This is a genomic window from Xanthomonas sp. WHRI 10204 (genome assembly GCF_040202875.1).
GTDB lineage: Bacteria > Pseudomonadota > Gammaproteobacteria > Xanthomonadales > Xanthomonadaceae > Xanthomonas.
This window is the reverse complement of sequence record NZ_JBEGDW010000002.1, coordinates 1,357,305-1,374,229: the sequence shown is the minus strand read 5'-3', so window position 1 is coordinate 1,374,229 and position 16,925 is coordinate 1,357,305. Positions and strand designations below refer to the sequence as shown.

Here is a 16,925-nt window from a genome sequence, read left to right as displayed (position 1 = left end):
TCTTCGAAATGACACATTGCTGCCGCATTCTGTCATCCGATCGCAATCCTGAGACGGATGTCCGCTTTGCACCGCGCCTTGCCCCCGTTGACCACCGTCATGTCATCACATGCCGCACGCACGGCACTGGTCTGTGCGCTGGTCGCGTTGCTGGCACTGCAAGGGCTGCGACTGCTGTGGTTGGTGCTGACGCCGGTCGGTCCGGTGGGTCATGCACCGCCGAGCGCTGCCACGGCATCCGACCTGTCTGCATTACGTCGCGACGTGTTCTATCGCAGCGTTGCCGAGAGCAGTAGCAATAGCGACGGTGTGGTACTGCACGGTGTGCGCGCGGGTGCTGCGCAGGCAGCGGCTTACCTGAGTCTTGGCGATGGCCGGCAAGGTGCCTACCGCATTGGCGATACGGTGATGCCCGGCGTGGTGTTGCAAGCGGTCGCTGCCGACCATGTTCTGTTGCGCACCGGCAGCGGCGTGCGCCGCCTGGCCCTGCGCGATGCGGCAGCACCGGCGCTTACGACAACGCCATCGTCAGCGAACGCAGCGGCAGCAGGCAGCGCATCCGGCGTGATGTCCAACGTAGGCAATGCGACGGCAGCAGCAGGCGCAACCGCGGTCGACCCGCAACAGCTGTTGAGCAGCGCCGGGCTGCGCGCAAGCGCGGATGGCAGCGGTTTCACCATCATGCCGCGTGGCGATGGTGCGCTGTTGCGCCAGGCCGGGTTGGCAGCAGGCGATGTGCTGACCCAGATCAATGGCCGCACGCTCGATGCCGAACACCTGCGCGAGTTGCAGGACGAACTACGCGATGGCCAGGCGGCCACGCTGACCTACCGCCGCGACGGCCAGACCCACACCATGACCTTGAAGCGCCCGCAATGACCGCTGTTCGCCCCTTATGGCTGTTGTCGGCCACGTTGCTTTGCATGTGTGCCGTCGCACCGGTGGTGTCGTTGCAGGCCGCCGATGCGCCTGCCGTGCGGCTGCAGGACGTGGACCTGCGTGCCTTCATCCAGGATGTCTCGCGCGCTACCGGCATCACCTTCATCGTGGACACGCGCGTACAGGGCACGGTGAACGTGGCGCGCGCGCAGGCGATGAGCGAAGCCGATCTGCTCGGCATGCTGCTGGCGGTGTTGCGCGCCAATGGCTTGATTGCGGTGTCCAGTGGTCCGTCGACGTATCGCATCATTCCCGACGACACCGCCGCGCAGCAGCCGGGCAGTGCCGCCAGCGGCAACCTGGGTTTTGCCACGCAGGTGTTTACGCTGCAGCGCGTGGATGCGCGCAGCGCGGCAGAAATCCTCAAGCCACTGATCGGGCGCGGCGGTGTGATCATGGCGCTGCCGCAAGGCAATAGCCTGTTGATTGCCGATTACGCCGACAACCTGCGCCGCATTCGCGGGTTGGTGTCGCAGATCGATACCGACCGTGCGGCCATCGACACGGTGACCTTGCGCAATAGTTCTGCGCAGGAGCTGGCACGCACATTGACCTCGCTGTTCGGCCAGGCAGGTGAACGCAGCGCGGTGTTGTCGGTGTTGCCGGTGGACAGCAGCAATTCGTTGATCGTGCGTGGCGACCCGGCGCTGGTGCAGCGCGTGGTGCGCACCGCGATGGATCTGGACGGGCGCGCCGAGCGTCGCGGCGATGTCAGCGTGGTGCGGTTGCAACACGCCAGCGCCGAGCAATTGCTGCCGGTGCTGCAACAGTTGGTCGGGCAGACTCCTGGCAATGAGGCGCAGGCTGGGCAGGACACGCGCTCCACTGCCGTGGATGTGGCAGCCGCTGGCACCGCACAGACCCAGGTGATTGCGCCTGCCGCCGGCAAGCGCCCGGTGATCGTGCGCTACCCCGGCTCCAATGCCTTGATTATCAACGCCGACCCGGAAACCCAGCGCGCCTTGATGGATGTCATCCGCCAGCTGGACGTGCATCGCGAGCAGGTGCTGGTGGAGGCGATCGTGGTGGAGATTTCCGACACCGCAGCCAAGCGCTTGGGCGTGCAACTGCTGCTGGCCGGTCGCAATGGCACCGTGCCGTTGATCGCCACGCAGTACAGCGGTGCATCGCCGGGCATCGTACCGCTTGCCGCCGCAGCGGCCGGTACGCGCAGCGGCAATGACGACGACGATTCGGTGCTGGAACAGGCGCGCAATGTGGCCGCGCAATCGCTGCTGGGGTTGAGCGGCGGCCTGATCGGCCTGGCCGGGCAAAGCAACGATGCGGTGTTCGGCATGATCATCGATGCGGTCAAGAGCGATACCGGCTCCAATCTGTTGTCCACGCCGTCGATCATGACGTTGGACAACGAACAGGCGCGCATTTTGGTGGGCCAGGAAGTGCCGATCACCACCGGCGAAGTGCTGGGCGCGGCCAACGACAACCCGTTCCGCACCATCCAGCGCCAGGACGTGGGCGTGGAGCTGGAAGTGCGCCCGCAGATCAATACCGCCGGCGGCATTACGCTGGCGATCAAGCAGGAAGTCTCTGCCATTGCCGGGCCGGTGAGCGCGCAGTCGTCGGAACTGGTCTTCAACAAACGCCAGATCGAAACACGGGTGGTGGTGGAAAACGGCGCCATCGTCGCGCTCGGTGGGCTGCTGGATCAAAACGACCGCCAGACCGTGGAAAAGGTGCCGCTGCTGGGCGACGTGCCGGGCTTGGGCGCACTGTTCCGGCACAAGTCGCGCAACCGCGACAAGACCAACCTGATGGTGTTCATTCGCCCCACCATCATCCGCGATGCCGCCGATGCGCAGCGCATGACCGCACCACGCTACAGCTATCTACGCGACCGCCAGCTGGCCGACGGCGACCCGGAAGCGGCGCTCGATGCCCTGGTACGCGACTACCTGCGCGCGCAGCCGCCGCAGTTGCCGGCCGGGCCATCGCCGGTGGCGCCGGCACCTGCAGCCACACCTGCACCCAGTGCACGCCCCGTGCAGCGCTGATGCCATGAGCACTGCGCACGCCAGCATTTCCTATGCGTTCGCCAAGCGCCATGGCGTGGTGCTGCTTGGCGCCGACGACGTTGCACAGATCGGGCTGCGTGATGGTGCCGATGTGCACGCCTTGATCGAGTTGCGTCGCGCGCTGGGCATGCCGTTGCAGGTGCACACGCTGGCACCGGCGGTGTTCGACCGGCATGTGTCGGAGATCTACGCAGATGCTGGCATGGAGCAGGGCGTACAGGTCGAGGCGCTGGATCTGCATGGCAGCCTGGATGCGTTGATCGACGATATTCCCACCGCCGATCTGCTCGACAGCCAGGACGATGCGCCGATCATCCGCCTGATCAACGGCATCATTGCCGAAGCCGCACGCCTGGGCGCGTCCGACGTGCATCTGGAATCCTACGAATCGCGACTACGTGTGCGCCTGCGCGTGGATGGGGTGATGCGCGAGGCTGCCACGTTGCCCGGGCGCATCGCACCGCTGCTGGTGTCGCGCGTCAAGGTGATGGCTCGTCTGGATATCGCCGAAAAGCGTGTCCCCCAGGACGGCCGGGTGTCGCTGGTGATGGGCGCAAAGGCGTTGGACGTGCGCGTGTCCACCTTGCCCACGCGCAATAGCGAGCGCGTGGTGCTGCGTATCCTGGACAAGGAGCAGGGCAGCTTGTCGTTGACCCAGTTGGGCATGCCCGCGGCAGTGATGCATACCGTGCAGCGTGCATTGCAGGTGCCCAACGGCATCGTGCTGGTGACCGGCCCCACCGGCTCGGGCAAGACCACCACCTTGTACGCCGCGTTGAGCCTGCTCAATGATGGCTCACGCAATATCCTCACCGTCGAAGACCCGGTGGAATACGCCATCGACGGGGTCGGCCAGACCCAGGTCAACGCGCGTGTGGGTATGACCTTCGCCGCCGGCTTGCGCGCCATCCTGCGCCAGGACCCGGACGTGGTGATGATCGGCGAGATCCGCGATGCCGAAACCGCGCAGATCGCGGTGCAGGCCAGCCTCACCGGCCACCTGGTGCTGTCCACCGTGCACACCAACGATGCGGTGGGCGCGGTCACGCGTCTGCGCGACATGGGGATCGAACCGTTTCTGCTGGCATCGAGCCTGCGCCTGATTCTGGCGCAGCGGCTGGTGCGGCGGCTGTGTCCGCAATGCTGCACGCCGCGGCCACTGGATGCAGCCGCGCGGCAGCTGCTTGCGGTCGACGACGATGACGGTGCAACCGTCTATGCAGCGGTGGGCTGCGCGGTGTGCCATCACAGCGGCTATGCAGGGCGCGTGGGCATTTACGAAGCCATTGCGGTGGACGATGCGCTGCGCCGCCTGATCGGCGACAACGCCGATGAAGATGCGCTGGCGGCGGTCGCGTTTGCACGCGCGCCGCGGTTGGGCGATGCCGCACGCGCTGCGGTGCTGCAGGGGCTGACCACGCTGGAAGAAGCCTTGCGCGTCACTCGCCAGCAGGACGATGTGCATGCCGCGGTTTGATTACACCGTGCTCGATCTGCAAGGGCGCAGCCGCCAGGGCGTGATCAGCGCCGACAGCGTGCACAGTGCGCGCGCCCAGCTGGAGCAGCGCCAATGGGTACCGGTGCGGATCGCTGCCGCAGCAGCTGCATCGACCGCCGTGCAGGCGGCGCGCTTCAGCGACAAGGACCTGGTGTTGTTCACACGCCAGCTGTCGACGCTGGTGGAAACCGCGCCGTTGGAAGAAGCCTTGCGCACCATCGGCACGCAATCCGAACGTCGCGGCGTGCGCCGCGTCACCAGCCAGACGCATGGCTTGGTGGTCGAAGGCTTTCGCCTATCCGATGCGATGGCACGCCAGGGCAAGGCATTTCCGCCGCTGTATCGCGCCATGGTGGCCGCAGGCGAAAGCGCCGGCGCGTTGCCACAGGTACTTGAACGGTTAGCTGATCTGCTCGAGCGGCAGGCGCAGGTGCGCAGCAAGCTGCAGTCCGCCTTGGTCTACCCGGCCGCGTTGGCGTTGACGGCCGGTGCGGTGGTGATCGTGTTGATGACCTTCGTCGTGCCCAAGGTAGTGGACCAGTTCGATTCGATGGGCCGCGCCTTGCCATGGCTGACGCGCGCGGTGATCGCGGTGTCGAACTTCTTGCTGCATGCCGGCATTCCGTTACTGGTTGCGCTGGTGATTGCGGTCATCGCCGCGTTGCGGTTGCTCAAACGCCCGGCGTTGCGGCTGGCTGCGGATCGCGTCGTCCTGCGCGCGCCCTTGCTTGGCCGGCTGATCCGCGACCTGCACGCCGCGCGCATGGCGCGCACCTTGGCGATCATGGTCAACAGCGGCCTGCCGCTGATGGAAGGCCTGATGATCGCCGCACGCACCGTCGACAACCGTGCATTGCGGCTGGCCACCGACAGCATGGTCACCGCCATTCGCGAGGGTGGCAGCCTGGCTGCGGCGATGAAGCGCGCCGGCGTGTTTCCGCCCACGCTGCTCTACATGGCGTCCAGTGGCGAAAACAGCGGGCGCCTGGCGCCGATGCTGGAACGCGCCGCCGATTATCTGGAGCGCGAGTTCGAATCGTTCACCACTGCGGCGATGAGCCTGCTGGAGCCGGCCATCATCGTGCTGCTCGGCGGCGTAGTGGCGGTGATCGTGCTGTCGATCCTGTTGCCCATCCTGCAATTCAACACCCTCGCGCTTGGCTGAGCGCGGCCGCTTTCTTCGGAGATCCACATGCAGTCCACCCAATGTCGTGCACTCGCCGGCTCGCCTGTCTCGCGCAGTGGCGTGCGCGGTTTTACCCTGGTCGAGTTGATGGTGGTGATCGTCATCATCGGCCTGCTGGCCACCGTGGTGATGATCAACGTGATGCCCAGCCAGGACCGCGCCATGGTCGAAAAGGCACGCGCCGATGTCGCGGTGCTGGAGCAGGCGCTGGAAACCTACCGCCTGGACAACCTGACCTATCCGACCACCGAGCAGGGCTTGCAGGCCTTGCTCAACCCGCCGAGCGGCCTGACCCGGCCGGAGCGCTATCGGCAGGGCGGTTACATCCGCCGGTTGCCGGAAGACCCGTGGGGCCACGCGTATCAGTACCGTCGCCCGGGCCGAAACGGCGGCTTCGACGTCTACTCGTTCGGTGCCGACGGCGCCGAAGGTGGCGATGCCGACAATGCCGACATCGGCAACTGGCGCTGAGGTGCCGCTGTGCTGACTGCGTCACCCAGCGAGCAACGCGCGTCGTTACGCAGCGGGCGCGCACGCATGCGCGGCTTCACCCTGCTAGAGCTGCTGGCGGTGCTGGTGATCACTGCGCTTGCCAGCACCCTGGTGGTGATGACCTTGCCGGACACGCGTCAGGATCTGCACGATCAGGCGGACATGCTGGCCAGCGCGTTGGCCAATGCCCGTGATGAGGCGATCCTGAGTCTGCGCATGGTGGAAGTCACCATTGATGCGGGTGGTTATGCATTTCGTCGTCAGGCGCAGCGACGTTGGGTGGCACTGGATGAAGCGCCGTTTGCCGCCACGCGCTGGCCTGCTGGCGTGCAGGCGCAGTTTCCGGCTGGCGGCACCCAGCTGAGCGTTCGCTTCGACCCGACCGGTGCGGCCACGCCGCAACGCATCGCGCTGGCCGATGGGCAGCAACAGTTGCAGGTGACGGTGGATGCCGCCGGTGTGGTGCAGGTTGATGCGCCGCATCGATAATCACCGCGCCTGTGCCGGATTTTCGTTGCTTGAGTTGATGGTCGCCTTGGCCATCTTCGGCATGGCCGTGGTCGGCTTGTTGAATCTGTCGGGCGAGAGCACGCGCACCGCGGTGGTGCTGGAAGAACGCATGCTGGCCGCGTTGGTTGCAGAGAATCAGGCGATCGAGGCGATGCTGGCGCCGGCCAACGCCGCAGTGGCGCCTGCGCAAGGCCAGGACACACTGGGCGGCCGTGGTTGGGACTGGCAACGCCAGGCGGTGCCGGCAAGCGCTGGCATGGTGCGTATCGAGGTGCGCGTGCGCGCCGCAGGACAAGTGCAGCAGATCGCCACCCTGAGCACGTTGCGGAGTGTGCAATGAGCCATACGCGCCGCATGCAGGGCTTCACTTTGATCGAACTGCTGGTGGCGCTGGCGGTCTTCGCGCTGGTGGCCAGCGCTGCAGTGGTGGTGATGCGGCAAAGCATCGATCAGCGCGATGCGGTGCGTGCGCGCCTGCAGCAGGTGCGCGATCTTCAACTGGCCCATGGCCTGCTGCGCAGCGATCTGCAACAGGCTGCGGTACGCCGCACCCGCAACAGCGATGGCAGCGCCGCGCGCACTGCGTTCGTTGCGCGTGCGCCCGGAACGCAAGGGCCGTTGTTCGGCTTTGTTCGACGCGGCTGGAGCAACCCGGATCAGACGCCGCGTGCGTCGCTGCAATATGTCGAATACCGCATCGTCGATGGACGCCTGGAGCGCAGCGCGCGGCCGGCGCTGGATGGCGCGGTCGCCGGGGCGCCGCAGGTGCTGCTGCGTGGGGTGCGTTCGGCCGAGGTGGCGTTTCACTACCGCGCGCAATGGAGCGATGGCTGGAGCGGCGGGCTGGAAGCACTGCCGGATGCGCTGTCGCTGGAACTGGATCTGGAACAATGGGGCCGCGTGCGTCAGCTGTTCCTGCTGCCGGAGGGACGCGCATGAAAACGCTGCAGGCGCCTGCGCAACAACGCGGCGTCGCGTTACTGACGGTGTTGTTGCTGGTGGCGATGATGACGCTGCTGATGGTGGCGGTCTTGAACGACCTACGCTTTGGCCTGCGCCGCAGCGGTAATGCAGAGGCGATGACGCAGGCGCAGTGGTATGCGCTGGGCAGCGAAACTGTCGCGCGGCAACGCTTGCAGGCGTTGGCCAAGCGCGACCCGTTGCGCACCACGTTGGAGGGCGGCTGGAACGATCAACCGATCACCTTCCCGTTGGACGATGGGATGGTGAGCGTGCGGCTGCGCGATCGCGGCGGCTGCTTCAACCTCAATAGCGTGGTGATGGGCGCACCCGAGCAATGGCAACGCAGCGACGATGGCGCCAACCAGTACCTGGCCTTGCTGGAAGCGTTGGGCATCGCGCCGCAACAGGCACAGGCGCTGACCGATGCACTGGTGGACTGGATCGATAGCGACGCACAGCCCGGCGCGCAAGGTGCCGAAGACGACCGCTATCTGCAAGCGGCGGTGCCGCTGCGCACTGGCGCGACCTTGTTGGCTGGCGTCAGCGAGCTGCGCGCCATCGCCGGTTACACGCCGGCGCTCGTCGCGCAGCTGCAGCCCTATGTGTGTGCACTGCCCGAAGGGCGGTTGTCGCCGATCAACATCAATACGCTGCGCGCCGCAGATGCACCGGTGCTGGTGGCTTTGACCGAAGGCGCCGTGGAGTTGCCGGCGGCACGCCGCATCATCGCCGCACGGCCGGTCGGCGGTTGGCGCGATGCAGCGGCGTTCTGGAAGCAACCTGCACTGATGCAGGCGCAATTGCCCGACGCGGTGTTTCAGCAGATCGCATTACGCACGTCCTATTTTTCCCTCTACAGCCAGGTGGATCATGCCGGTGCCCAGATCCTGCTGGAGGCATTGCTGCAACAGGACCCTGCCGGCCGTGTGCGGCTGGTGGCACGCCAATGGAGCCCTGACGAATGAGTAGCACCCTGGTGTTGTTGCCGGCCGATGCCACAACGCAGCCCATCACCGTGCGCGTAGATGCACACGGCCATGTGCTGGCGCAGGACGCGTTGAATGAGCGCCCCGCGCAAACAATGCAGACGGTGCTGGTGGTGCCAGGCGTGGACGTGCATCTGCGCTGGATGGCCTTGCCTGGGCGCAGCGTCGCGCAATCGCTGGCTGCGGCGCGGCTGCAGCTGGCCGAGCATCTTGCGGGCGATGCCCAGGCGCTGCATGTGGTGATCGCCGACCATGCAGAGAGCGATGGCATGCGCTTGGTCGCTGCAGTGGATGCGTTGGTGATGCGACACTGGCTTGACCGTGCAGCAGCCCTGGGCATCGTGCCCGATGCGGTGGTGCCCGACTGTCTGCTGCTGCCCGACGCGACGGCGGATCAACCGCCGATGCTGCTGCACTGGGATGGCCGCTGGGTGGTGCGTGGCACACGCATCGCCTGCAGCCTGGAGCCGGAGCTTGCGCAGGTGCTGATCGCAGCACTCCCGGTCGCACCGGCACTGCCGCCGGATCCGGATCCAACGCACGCCATCGCGCAGTTTGCGCGGTATGCCGCCACCGCGCCGATCAATCTGCGCCAGCAAGGCTTCGCCGCGCCAACGCGCCAGCGTGCACAACTGAGCGCACGCACGCTTGCGTGGTTGCTTGCGCTGCTGGTGCTGTCGCCGGTGTTTCTGCTGGTGGCGCAGAGCCTGCGTTACGAGATCGGCGCGCAGCTCCTGCAGCGGCGCAGTGCACAGTTGATGGGCAAGAATGTCATGACGCCCGACGCAGACACAGCCCGGCAGACCGCCGCCTCGCAGAACGCATTCGCACCGCAACTGGCCGCACTGTTCGCCGCAGTCGAAGCAGTACCAGGCGCAGAACTGGACGCGCTCGCTTACCAGCAACAGGGTCCGCTGCATGTCACCTTGCTACACAACGACGCCGCACAACTGGAACACTTCTCCGCCCAGCTCAGTCGCGCCGGTTGGCAGGTGCGCGCAGGCGCAGGCCAGCCCCGCGACGACAGACTCGCCACCGCATTGGAACTGGAGCCGCCGCAATGAGTACGCTGCAACGCATGCCGGTGTGGTGGCAGAGCCGCGCACCACGCGAGCGCCTCATGCTGTCGGTCATGGTGGTCGCCATCGCTGCATTCATCGGCTGGTACGCGCTGCTGGTACCGTTGCGGCACTGGCGCAGCAGCGCGCAGGCACGCTACGACCATGCTGCGGAGACGCTGCTCAGTGCGCGTGCATCGCAAGCCGTCAGTACCGTGGCTGCCATTCCGCTGGCGCGCATCGCGCAAAGCGCGCGCGATGCGACTATCACCATCACCCATCAACAGCGCAGTCCTACGGGAACACTTGCATTGCAGATCGACACCGTCACCAGCCCCGTCTTGTTCGCCTGGCTGGAACAGCTGCGCCAGCGCCACGGTCTGACGCCTTCGGCGCTTGAAATCAGCCGCCGCGACGGGCAACTGCAGGTGCGCTGCACGTTCTCGGGTATCGCGCTATGAGGGTAGTGCGTTGGTTGCTGCTGGGCAGCGTGTTGCTGGTCATCGGCGTCATCGCCACCTTGCCACTGCGGTGGGTGCTGCCGATCGACACGCTGCCGTTTGCCGCGCTGGAAGCGCAGGGCTCGATCTGGAATGGCACCCTGCGTGGCGTGACCTGGACCAGCATGGACGTGGGCGATGTCGGCGTGCGTCTGCGCCCGCTGCCCTTGTTGCGCGGGCAACGCCAGGTGCAGCTGCGCTCGGCCACCGCGCAGCTGGTGGCATTGCAAGGCGCGCAGCAGGGTGTGCAGCAGGCCAACGGTCGCCTGTTGCTGCGCAAGCCGGGTGGGGTGGCTTTGCTGGACCTGTCGATCGACCTGCGCGAGGTGCATGCGGTTTTCGACGCCACACGCTGCACGCAGGCCAGCGGCGATGTGGCCGTGCAGGTGCTGCCTAACGCCGGTGGCGAAGCCGCCGGGCTGCTGCCGTTGCGTCTGCGTGGCAGCCCGCGATGCATGGACGATGCGGTGGTGCTGGCACTGGCGCCCGATGGCGGCCTGCCCGAAGGCGTCAACCTCAGCGCCGAGCTGCGCGTGCAGCGCGATGGCCGCTGGCAGTGGCGCACCCAGGTCGAGCCCGGCAACGACAGCGCGCTGCAGTTGGGCCTGCAACTGCTCGGCTTCGTCCAGACGCCGGAGCGTTGGCTGGTGCGTGTCGATCAGGGGCAGCTGTAGCGCAGACCGCTGACGCCTTTGCCGTTGGGCCGGGTTACTGCAGTTGGGCATGACCCAATGCTTCGACCTGCGCAACGGAACTGGTCGGCTGCCGACCTCGGCACCGACGAAATTGGTCTGATCTACCCGGCCACAGATCGGCCGGTCGCCACCGCGCCTTGCCAGGGCCGCTGCCGATAGGACGCCCCGTCCGATGCGGACCAGTCCTCGCTGCGCCGACATTCATCGGCCAATCCGCAGATACACCGGCAGGCCACCGCAATGCCCGCCAGACCAGTCCACTCGCGCCGACACAGCACAGGGCTGGTGCGTCGCCGTCGATTGGTACTATATTGGACCTATCGAATTCGGGCGGGCGGGACTAACGATGGTCAAGGCCAAGGCGGACGCCGACAAGCGACTGGACGACCTGCACCTGGACGCGTCCGCGCCAACCCCGCTGTACCTGCAGCTGGCCGGCAAGCTCACCGATGCCATCCGTGGCGGTCAGTGGAAGGCCGGCGAAGCGCTGCCGGCCGAGCGCCAGCTGTGCGAGCGCCTGCAGATCTCGCGGGTCACCCTGCGGCAGGCGGTCGATGTGCTGGTCGAACAAGGCCTGGTCTCGCGTCGCCAAGGGGCCGGCACCTTTGTCACCACCCAGATCCAGCACCAACTCAGTGGTCTGACCAGTTTCAGCGAAACGCTGCGCATCAAGGGCTATGAGCCCGGCACGCGCTGGCTGGAGCGGCGTCTGCGCCCGGCGCATGGCGAAGAAATCCTGCGGCTGGGCTTGTCGCCGGATGCGGCGGTGGCCTCGCTGACGCGTCTGCGCAGCGCCGACGACCGCGTCATGGCCTACGAGCATGCGGTGTTGCCGCAGCGTATCGTCGCCGACCCGCAGCAGGTGGGCGATTCGCTCTACAGCTATCTGGATGCGCAGGGCACGCCGGTGGTCCGGGCATTGCAGTACTTCCGCGCGATCAATCTGCCGGCGCGTCTGGCCGAACATCTGCGCATGAAAACCGGCGAGGCGATTTTGCACGTGGTGCGCGTGGGCTACACCCGCGACGGCAGTGCAATCGAATTGACCGATACCTATTGCCATAACGACTTCTACGACTTCGTCGCCGAACTGCGCCGCTGACGCTAACGGCATTCCTTACGACAACCTCAGAGCCAGCCGATCCATGACTACCGCCAGGCCCGCAAATCCCGTTGTCTCGATCGCCATCGTCGGCGTGCTGTTTTTCATCATCGGCTTTTTTACCTGGATCAACGGGCCGCTGATCACCTTCGTGCGGCTGGCGTTCGACCTCAACGAGGTCAACGCGTTCCTGGTGCTGATGGTGTTCTACCTGTCGTACTTCTTTCTGGCGCTGCCGTCGTCGTGGATTCTCAAGCGCACCGGCATGAAGAAAGGCCTGGCCTTGAGCCTGGTGGTGATGGCGGTGGGCGCGGCCGCATTCGGCCAGTTCGCCACGCAGCGCTGGTATCCGGGCGCACTGGGCGGGCTGTTCGTGATCGGTAGCGGTCTGGCGCTGCTGCAGACTGCGATCAACCCATACATCAGCATCTTGGGGCCGATCGAAAGCGCCGCACGCCGCATCGCGCTAATGGGCATCTGCAACAAGATCGCCGGCATCCTGGCGCCGATCCTGATCGGCTCGCTGGTGCTGCACGGGATCGGCGATCTGTCCGCACAAGTGGCCAGCGCCGATGCCGCGACCAAGGAAACCTTGCTCACTGCGTTTGCCGCCAAGATCCACGCACCGTATCTGGTGATGTCCGGCGTGCTGTTGGTGCTGGCCATCGGCGTGCTGTTCTCGCCGTTGCCGGAACTCAAGGCCTCCGAAGCCAACGCAACGCCTGGTGCTGCCGGCGTGCAGAAATCCAGCATCTTCCAGTTTCCGCATCTGTGGCTGGGCGTGCTGTGCCTGTTCGTTTATGTGGGCGTGGAAGTGATGGCCGGCGATGCCATCGGCACCTACGGACATGGCTTCAACCTGCCGCTGGACAGCACCAAGCTATTCACCTCCTACACGCTAGGCGCGATGCTGCTGGGCTACATCGCCGGCCTGGTGTTGATCCCGGCGGTCATTTCGCAGGCGCGTTACCTGAGCATCTCGGCGGTGCTGGGTGTGGTGTTCTCGCTGGGTGCGTTGTTCACCCATGGCTATGTGTCGGTGGCCTTCGTGGCCGCACTTGGATTTGCCAACGCCATGATGTGGCCGGCGATCTTTCCGCTGGCCATTCGCGGGCTCGGCCGCTTTACCGAGATCGGCTCGGCGCTGCTGGTGATGGGCATTGCCGGCGGCGCGATCATTCCGCAGCTGTTCGCCATTCTCAAGCAGCATTACGACTTCCAGGGCGTGTTCGCTGCGCTGATGGTGCCGTGCTATCTGTACATCCTGTTTTATTCGCTGCGCGGTCATCGCGTGGGCCTGCCGGCCCAGGCTAAGTGAGCGACGCGGCATGATGCGTTCCGACGAACAAGGCACTTCCATGCGCAGGCCCACTATCAAAGACGTCGCCGAGCGCGCCAAGGTCTCGTTGAAGACCGTGTCGCGGGTGATCAACAACGAGCCATCGGTGATGCAGGCCACGCGCGCGCGCGTGCTGCGCGCCATCGCCGATCTCGATTACGAACCCGATCCGTCCGCACGCAATCTGCGTAGCGGCACGCCGTTTGTGATCGGTCTGGTCTACGACAACCCCAACCCGTATCACATCATCGGCATCCAGAACGGCGTGCTGGCCGCCTGCCGCGAAACCGGCTTTGGCCTGCAGATCCATCCCTGCGATTCCACTTCGCCGTTGCTTGCCGAAGAACTGGCCGAATGGGTGCAGCGCTCGCGTTTGGCCGGGGTAGTGTTGACCGCGCCGATGTCCGAACGCCCCGAACTGCTCGCCGGCCTGGCCGCGCGCGGCATCAAGAGTGTGCGCATCATCGCGTCCACCGAAGATCCCGGCGACGGCCCGTGCGTGTATATCGACGACCGCGATGCCGCATATGAAATCACCGAGCATCTGATCCAGCTCGGTCATCAACGCATCGGCTTTCTGTGGGGCGGCCCGCAGCATCGCTCCAGCGGCGAGCGCTACGCCGGCTACGAAGCGGCGTTGAAGGACTACGGCATCCCGCTGGACAAGCATCTGGTGATTCCTGGCGATTACACCTTCGACGATGGCTTCCGTGGTGCGCGCCGGTTGCTGTCGCTGCGCGAGCCGCCCACTGCCATCTTCGGCAGCAACGACGAAATCGCTGCCGGCGTGCTGGCCGCGGCCAAGTCCACCGGCATGAATGTGCCGTATCAGTTGTCGATCGCCGGCTTCGAAGACAGCCCGTTCTCGCGGCAGTCCTGGCCGGCGTTGACCACCGCAAAGCAGGCCACCGAAGACATCGCGCGGCACGCCGCACGCTTGTTGATCAGCCAGCTGCGCAGCGATGCCTACGACGACCAGCCGGCGCAATTGCAGAACCGCGGCTTCGTGCCACAGCTGGTGGTGCGCGGTTCCACTGCACCGGCGCAGACACCGGCCGCCAAATCCCTTCCCCCCGAATCCGCCTGAGTACCGATGACTCTCCCCCAGGAAACCGACACCTTGATGTTCCGCGAGGCGGCGCAAACCGCCGACGTGGTCGCCGCACAGTTCGCGCGTAACGCCGACACCATCGCTGCGCTTGCGCAGTCGTTGCGCGACAACCCGCCGCCGTTTGTGGTGACCTGCGCGCGCGGCAGCTCCGATCACGCCGCGACGTATGCCAAGTACCTGTTCGAGACGCAGCTGGGCATCGTCACTGCCTCTGCATCGCCATCGGTGGGCTCGGTGTACGCCGCGCCGCTGCAACTGCGTGGCGCGCTGTATATCGTGATTTCGCAATCGGGGAAAAGCCCCGACCTGCTGCGCAATGCCGAAGCTGCCAAGGCCGCCGGTGCGCGCGTGGTCGCTCTGGTCAACGTGGAAGATTCGCCGCTGGCGCAGCTGGCCGATGTGGTGATTCCGCTCGGCGCCGGCCCGGAAAAAAGTGTCGCCGCCACCAAGAGCTACCTCGCCTCGCTCGCTGCAGTGCTGCACCTGGGCGCAGTGTGGAAGAACGACCCGGCCTTGCTCGCCGCAGTGGATGCGTTGCCGCAACAACTGCGCAGCGCCTGGCAGGCCGATTGGTCTGCACTGACCGCCGGTTTGACGCCTGCACATAATCTGTTCGTGCTCGGTCGCGGCCTGGGCTTGGGCGCGGCACAGGAAGCGGCATTGAAGTTCAAGGAAACCTGCGGCCTGCATGCCGAGGCCTATAGCTCGGCCGAGGTCAAACACGGGCCGATGGCCTTGGTCGGCCCAGGCTTTCCGGTGCTGGTCTTCGCGCAGCCCGACGAAACCGGCGCCGGCACGCGTGCACTGGCCGAAGAATTCCGTGCGCGTGGCGCGCAGGTGTGGCTGGCTGCGCCCGATGGCGATCTGCCGCTTGCCGATGCCGCGCACCCGGCGTGCGCGCCGCTGCTGACCGTGCAGAGCTTCTATCGCGCCATCAATGCGCTGGCGCTGCAGCGTGGCCACAATCCCGATTTACCGCCGCATTTGAACAAGGTTACGGAAACCGTTTGAACATGGATGCTTCCCGCACTCAGGCATTGTGCAACGCACGCGTACTTACCGATGACGGCCTGCAAGAGGGCCTGGTCGTGCTGCTGGATGGTTCTCAGATCCAGGCGGTCGTGCCGGCCGACGACGTGCGCGTTGCACAGGCGCACACGCGCGTGGAGTTGGGCGGCGCCACCTTGTTGCCGGGCTTCATCGACATCCAGGTCAATGGCGGCGGCGGGGTGTTGTTCAACAACGCTCGCGACCCGCAGGCACTGGCCACGATTGCCGCGGCGCATCGCCGCTTCGGCACCACCGGCATGCTGCCGACGCTGATCAGCGATACCGCGCAGGTGATGGCCGAAGCGATCGACGCCACCCGCGCGGCCATCGCACAAGGCGTGCCCGGCGTGCTCGGCATCCATCTGGAAGGCCCGTACCTGAGCCCCGCGCGCAAGGGCACCCACGATTCGCACAAGTTTCGTTTGCCGGACGCGCATGAAATCGCCGTCGACACCTCGCTGGACAATGGCGTCACCCTGATCACGCTCGCGCCCGAGCGCGTGCCGCTGGACGACATCCGCGCGTTCGTGACCGGTGGTGCCATCGTATTCGCCGGCCACACTGCGGCCACTTACGAGCAGGCGCGCGATGGCATTGCTGCCGGAGTGAGCGGCTTTACGCACGTCTACAACGCCATGTCGCAACTGGCCGGTCGCGAGCCCAACGCCGTCGGTGCCGCATTGGAAAACCCGCAGGTGTGGTGCGGCGTCATCGTCGATGGCGTGCACGTGCACCCGGCCAGCCTGCGCGTGGTGCTGGCAGCCAAACCGCGTGGCAAGGTGTTGCTGGTCACCGACGCCATGCCGATGGTCGGCGCCGACAGCCCCAGCTTCGATCTGTACGGCGAAACCATCACCGCTGTGGATGGCGTGGTGCGCAACGCCGACGGCGCACTCGCCGGCTCCGCCCTGGACATGGCCACCGCGGTGCGCAACAGCGTGCAGTGGCTGGGCGTGGATCTGGCCGAAGCCGCGCGCATGGCTTCGACCTATCCCGCGCAATGCATCGGCCTGGGCGACCGCCTGGGACGCATCGCACCCGGCTACCAGGCCGACCTGGTGCTGGTGGATACGAACGTGCAAGTGCTGGGCACCTGGGTTGGCGGGCAGCGCGACTAAGGGCGTCGGCACATTTGGTGCGGCGTGCTATGAGGTAAGTGCAGTCGATGGGATCGCAGATGGCCGCGACGTGTCGCGTATCCGGCTGCAATGCCGAGGTTTGTGGCGGCATGCTTGTCGCAAGCATTGCGTGGACCAGTCGCTCTCGTGACAGTTAGGTGATCCCTTCCATGCCGCCAGTCCGGAACGTCTGGTTGTAGCTCCGCCTTTGGCGGCGCAGCAGATGCGTCATCGTCGCCGATGCGGACGTGGCACTGCGTTGCGAGCGGGCAAGGGGCCGCTGCTAGACTCGCGGCTGACTCAGGGACTACGGTGTTGCCGATGAGAAACGCATGGAAGCGGTGG

17 protein-coding genes are annotated in these 16,925 nt (G+C 66.0%); all 17 read left to right on the top strand.

Annotation, left to right across the window (positions count from 1 at the left end):
- The first annotated feature begins 57 nt into the window (after positions 1-57).
- The 17 genes from ABQZ00_RS16825 (at position 58) to nagA (ending at position 16,580) form a co-directional block, all read left to right on the top strand.
- Positions 58-879, top strand: coding sequence for a type II secretion system protein N (locus tag ABQZ00_RS16825; RefSeq protein WP_323538707.1), 822 nt, complete (start codon positions 58-60; stop codon positions 877-879).
- Positions 876-2,951, top strand: a complete 2,076-nt coding sequence (gspD, locus tag ABQZ00_RS16820) for a type II secretion system secretin GspD (protein ID WP_323538708.1) — start codon at positions 876-878, stop codon at positions 2,949-2,951. The genes ABQZ00_RS16825 and gspD overlap by 4 nt, the downstream gene beginning before the upstream one ends.
- A gap of 4 nt (positions 2,952-2,955) precedes the next feature.
- Positions 2,956-4,449, top strand: a complete 1,494-nt coding sequence (gspE, locus tag ABQZ00_RS16815) for a type II secretion system ATPase GspE (protein ID WP_323538709.1) — start codon at positions 2,956-2,958, stop codon at positions 4,447-4,449.
- Complete coding sequence (gene gspF / locus ABQZ00_RS16810) at positions 4,436-5,635, top strand: type II secretion system inner membrane protein GspF (protein WP_323538710.1); 1,200 nt, start codon at positions 4,436-4,438, stop codon at positions 5,633-5,635. Before gspE ends, gspF begins: the two co-directional genes overlap by 14 nt.
- 27 nt (positions 5,636-5,662) lie before the next feature.
- Complete coding sequence (gene gspG / locus ABQZ00_RS16805) at positions 5,663-6,127, top strand: type II secretion system major pseudopilin GspG (protein WP_115527047.1); 465 nt, start codon at positions 5,663-5,665, stop codon at positions 6,125-6,127.
- A gap of 66 nt (positions 6,128-6,193) precedes the next feature.
- The gene (locus tag ABQZ00_RS16800; protein WP_323538865.1) at positions 6,194-6,637 is read left to right on the top strand and encodes a GspH/FimT family pseudopilin; all 444 of its coding nucleotides are present in this window, start codon (positions 6,194-6,196) and stop codon (positions 6,635-6,637) included.
- The gene (gene gspI, locus ABQZ00_RS16795) at positions 6,621-6,998 is read left to right on the top strand and encodes a type II secretion system minor pseudopilin GspI (RefSeq protein ID WP_104615994.1); all 378 of its coding nucleotides are present in this window, start codon (positions 6,621-6,623) and stop codon (positions 6,996-6,998) included. The genes ABQZ00_RS16800 and gspI overlap by 17 nt, the downstream gene beginning before the upstream one ends.
- The gene (gspJ, locus tag ABQZ00_RS16790; protein WP_323538711.1) at positions 6,995-7,597 is read left to right on the top strand and encodes a type II secretion system minor pseudopilin GspJ; all 603 of its coding nucleotides are present in this window, start codon (positions 6,995-6,997) and stop codon (positions 7,595-7,597) included. The genes gspI and gspJ overlap by 4 nt, the downstream gene beginning before the upstream one ends.
- Positions 7,594-8,586 (top strand): type II secretion system minor pseudopilin GspK, encoded by a 993-nt coding sequence (gene gspK, locus ABQZ00_RS16785; protein WP_323538712.1) that lies wholly within the window; start codon positions 7,594-7,596, stop codon positions 8,584-8,586. Before gspJ ends, gspK begins: the two co-directional genes overlap by 4 nt.
- Positions 8,583-9,671, top strand: a complete 1,089-nt coding sequence (gene gspL / locus ABQZ00_RS16780) for a type II secretion system protein GspL (RefSeq protein ID WP_323538713.1) — start codon at positions 8,583-8,585, stop codon at positions 9,669-9,671. Before gspK ends, gspL begins: the two co-directional genes overlap by 4 nt.
- The gene (locus ABQZ00_RS16775; protein WP_323538714.1) at positions 9,668-10,126 is read left to right on the top strand and encodes a type II secretion system protein M; all 459 of its coding nucleotides are present in this window, start codon (positions 9,668-9,670) and stop codon (positions 10,124-10,126) included. The genes gspL and ABQZ00_RS16775 overlap by 4 nt, the downstream gene beginning before the upstream one ends.
- A complete protein-coding gene (gspN, locus tag ABQZ00_RS16770; protein WP_323538715.1) occupies positions 10,123-10,839 on the top strand; it encodes a type II secretion system protein N in 717 nt (238 codons plus the stop codon). The genes ABQZ00_RS16775 and gspN overlap by 4 nt, the downstream gene beginning before the upstream one ends.
- A gap of 400 nt (positions 10,840-11,239) precedes the next feature.
- Positions 11,240-11,962: a GntR family transcriptional regulator gene (locus ABQZ00_RS16765; RefSeq protein WP_181113212.1), complete on the top strand. Its 723-nt coding sequence runs from the start codon at positions 11,240-11,242 to the stop codon at positions 11,960-11,962.
- Positions 11,963-12,005: 43 nt separating this feature from the next.
- Positions 12,006-13,280, top strand: coding sequence for a sugar MFS transporter (locus ABQZ00_RS16760; protein ID WP_055850720.1), 1,275 nt, complete (start codon positions 12,006-12,008; stop codon positions 13,278-13,280).
- 40 nt (positions 13,281-13,320) lie between these two features.
- Positions 13,321-14,388 (top strand): LacI family DNA-binding transcriptional regulator, encoded by a 1,068-nt coding sequence (locus ABQZ00_RS16755; protein ID WP_055851407.1) that lies wholly within the window; start codon positions 13,321-13,323, stop codon positions 14,386-14,388.
- 6 nt (positions 14,389-14,394) lie between these two features.
- Positions 14,395-15,423, top strand: a complete 1,029-nt coding sequence (locus ABQZ00_RS16750; protein ID WP_115527054.1) for an SIS domain-containing protein — start codon at positions 14,395-14,397, stop codon at positions 15,421-15,423.
- A 2-nt stretch (positions 15,424-15,425) separates the two neighbouring features.
- Positions 15,426-16,580: an N-acetylglucosamine-6-phosphate deacetylase gene (gene nagA, locus ABQZ00_RS16745; protein WP_323538716.1), complete on the top strand. Its 1,155-nt coding sequence runs from the start codon at positions 15,426-15,428 to the stop codon at positions 16,578-16,580.
- Positions 16,581-16,925 lie beyond the last annotated feature (345 nt).

Coding starts and splice junctions, on each gene's coding strand:
- ABQZ00_RS16825 (WP_323538707.1), top strand. CDS start 58: ATGTCCGCTTTGCACCGCGCCTTGCCCCCGTTGACCACCGTCATGTCA.
- gspD (WP_323538708.1), top strand. CDS start 876: ATGACCGCTGTTCGCCCCTTATGGCTGTTGTCGGCCACGTTGCTTTGC.
- gspE (WP_323538709.1), top strand. CDS start 2,956: ATGAGCACTGCGCACGCCAGCATTTCCTATGCGTTCGCCAAGCGCCAT.
- gspF (WP_323538710.1), top strand. CDS start 4,436: ATGCCGCGGTTTGATTACACCGTGCTCGATCTGCAAGGGCGCAGCCGC.
- gspG (WP_115527047.1), top strand. CDS start 5,663: ATGCAGTCCACCCAATGTCGTGCACTCGCCGGCTCGCCTGTCTCGCGC.
- ABQZ00_RS16800 (WP_323538865.1), top strand. CDS start 6,194: ATGCGCGGCTTCACCCTGCTAGAGCTGCTGGCGGTGCTGGTGATCACT.
- gspI (WP_104615994.1), top strand. CDS start 6,621: ATGCGCCGCATCGATAATCACCGCGCCTGTGCCGGATTTTCGTTGCTT.
- gspJ (WP_323538711.1), top strand. CDS start 6,995: ATGAGCCATACGCGCCGCATGCAGGGCTTCACTTTGATCGAACTGCTG.
- gspK (WP_323538712.1), top strand. CDS start 7,594: ATGAAAACGCTGCAGGCGCCTGCGCAACAACGCGGCGTCGCGTTACTG.
- gspL (WP_323538713.1), top strand. CDS start 8,583: ATGAGTAGCACCCTGGTGTTGTTGCCGGCCGATGCCACAACGCAGCCC.
- ABQZ00_RS16775 (WP_323538714.1), top strand. CDS start 9,668: ATGAGTACGCTGCAACGCATGCCGGTGTGGTGGCAGAGCCGCGCACCA.
- gspN (WP_323538715.1), top strand. CDS start 10,123: ATGAGGGTAGTGCGTTGGTTGCTGCTGGGCAGCGTGTTGCTGGTCATC.
- ABQZ00_RS16760 (WP_055850720.1), top strand. CDS start 12,006: ATGACTACCGCCAGGCCCGCAAATCCCGTTGTCTCGATCGCCATCGTC.
- ABQZ00_RS16755 (WP_055851407.1), top strand. CDS start 13,321: ATGCGCAGGCCCACTATCAAAGACGTCGCCGAGCGCGCCAAGGTCTCG.
- ABQZ00_RS16750 (WP_115527054.1), top strand. CDS start 14,395: ATGACTCTCCCCCAGGAAACCGACACCTTGATGTTCCGCGAGGCGGCG.
- nagA (WP_323538716.1), top strand. CDS start 15,426: ATGGATGCTTCCCGCACTCAGGCATTGTGCAACGCACGCGTACTTACC.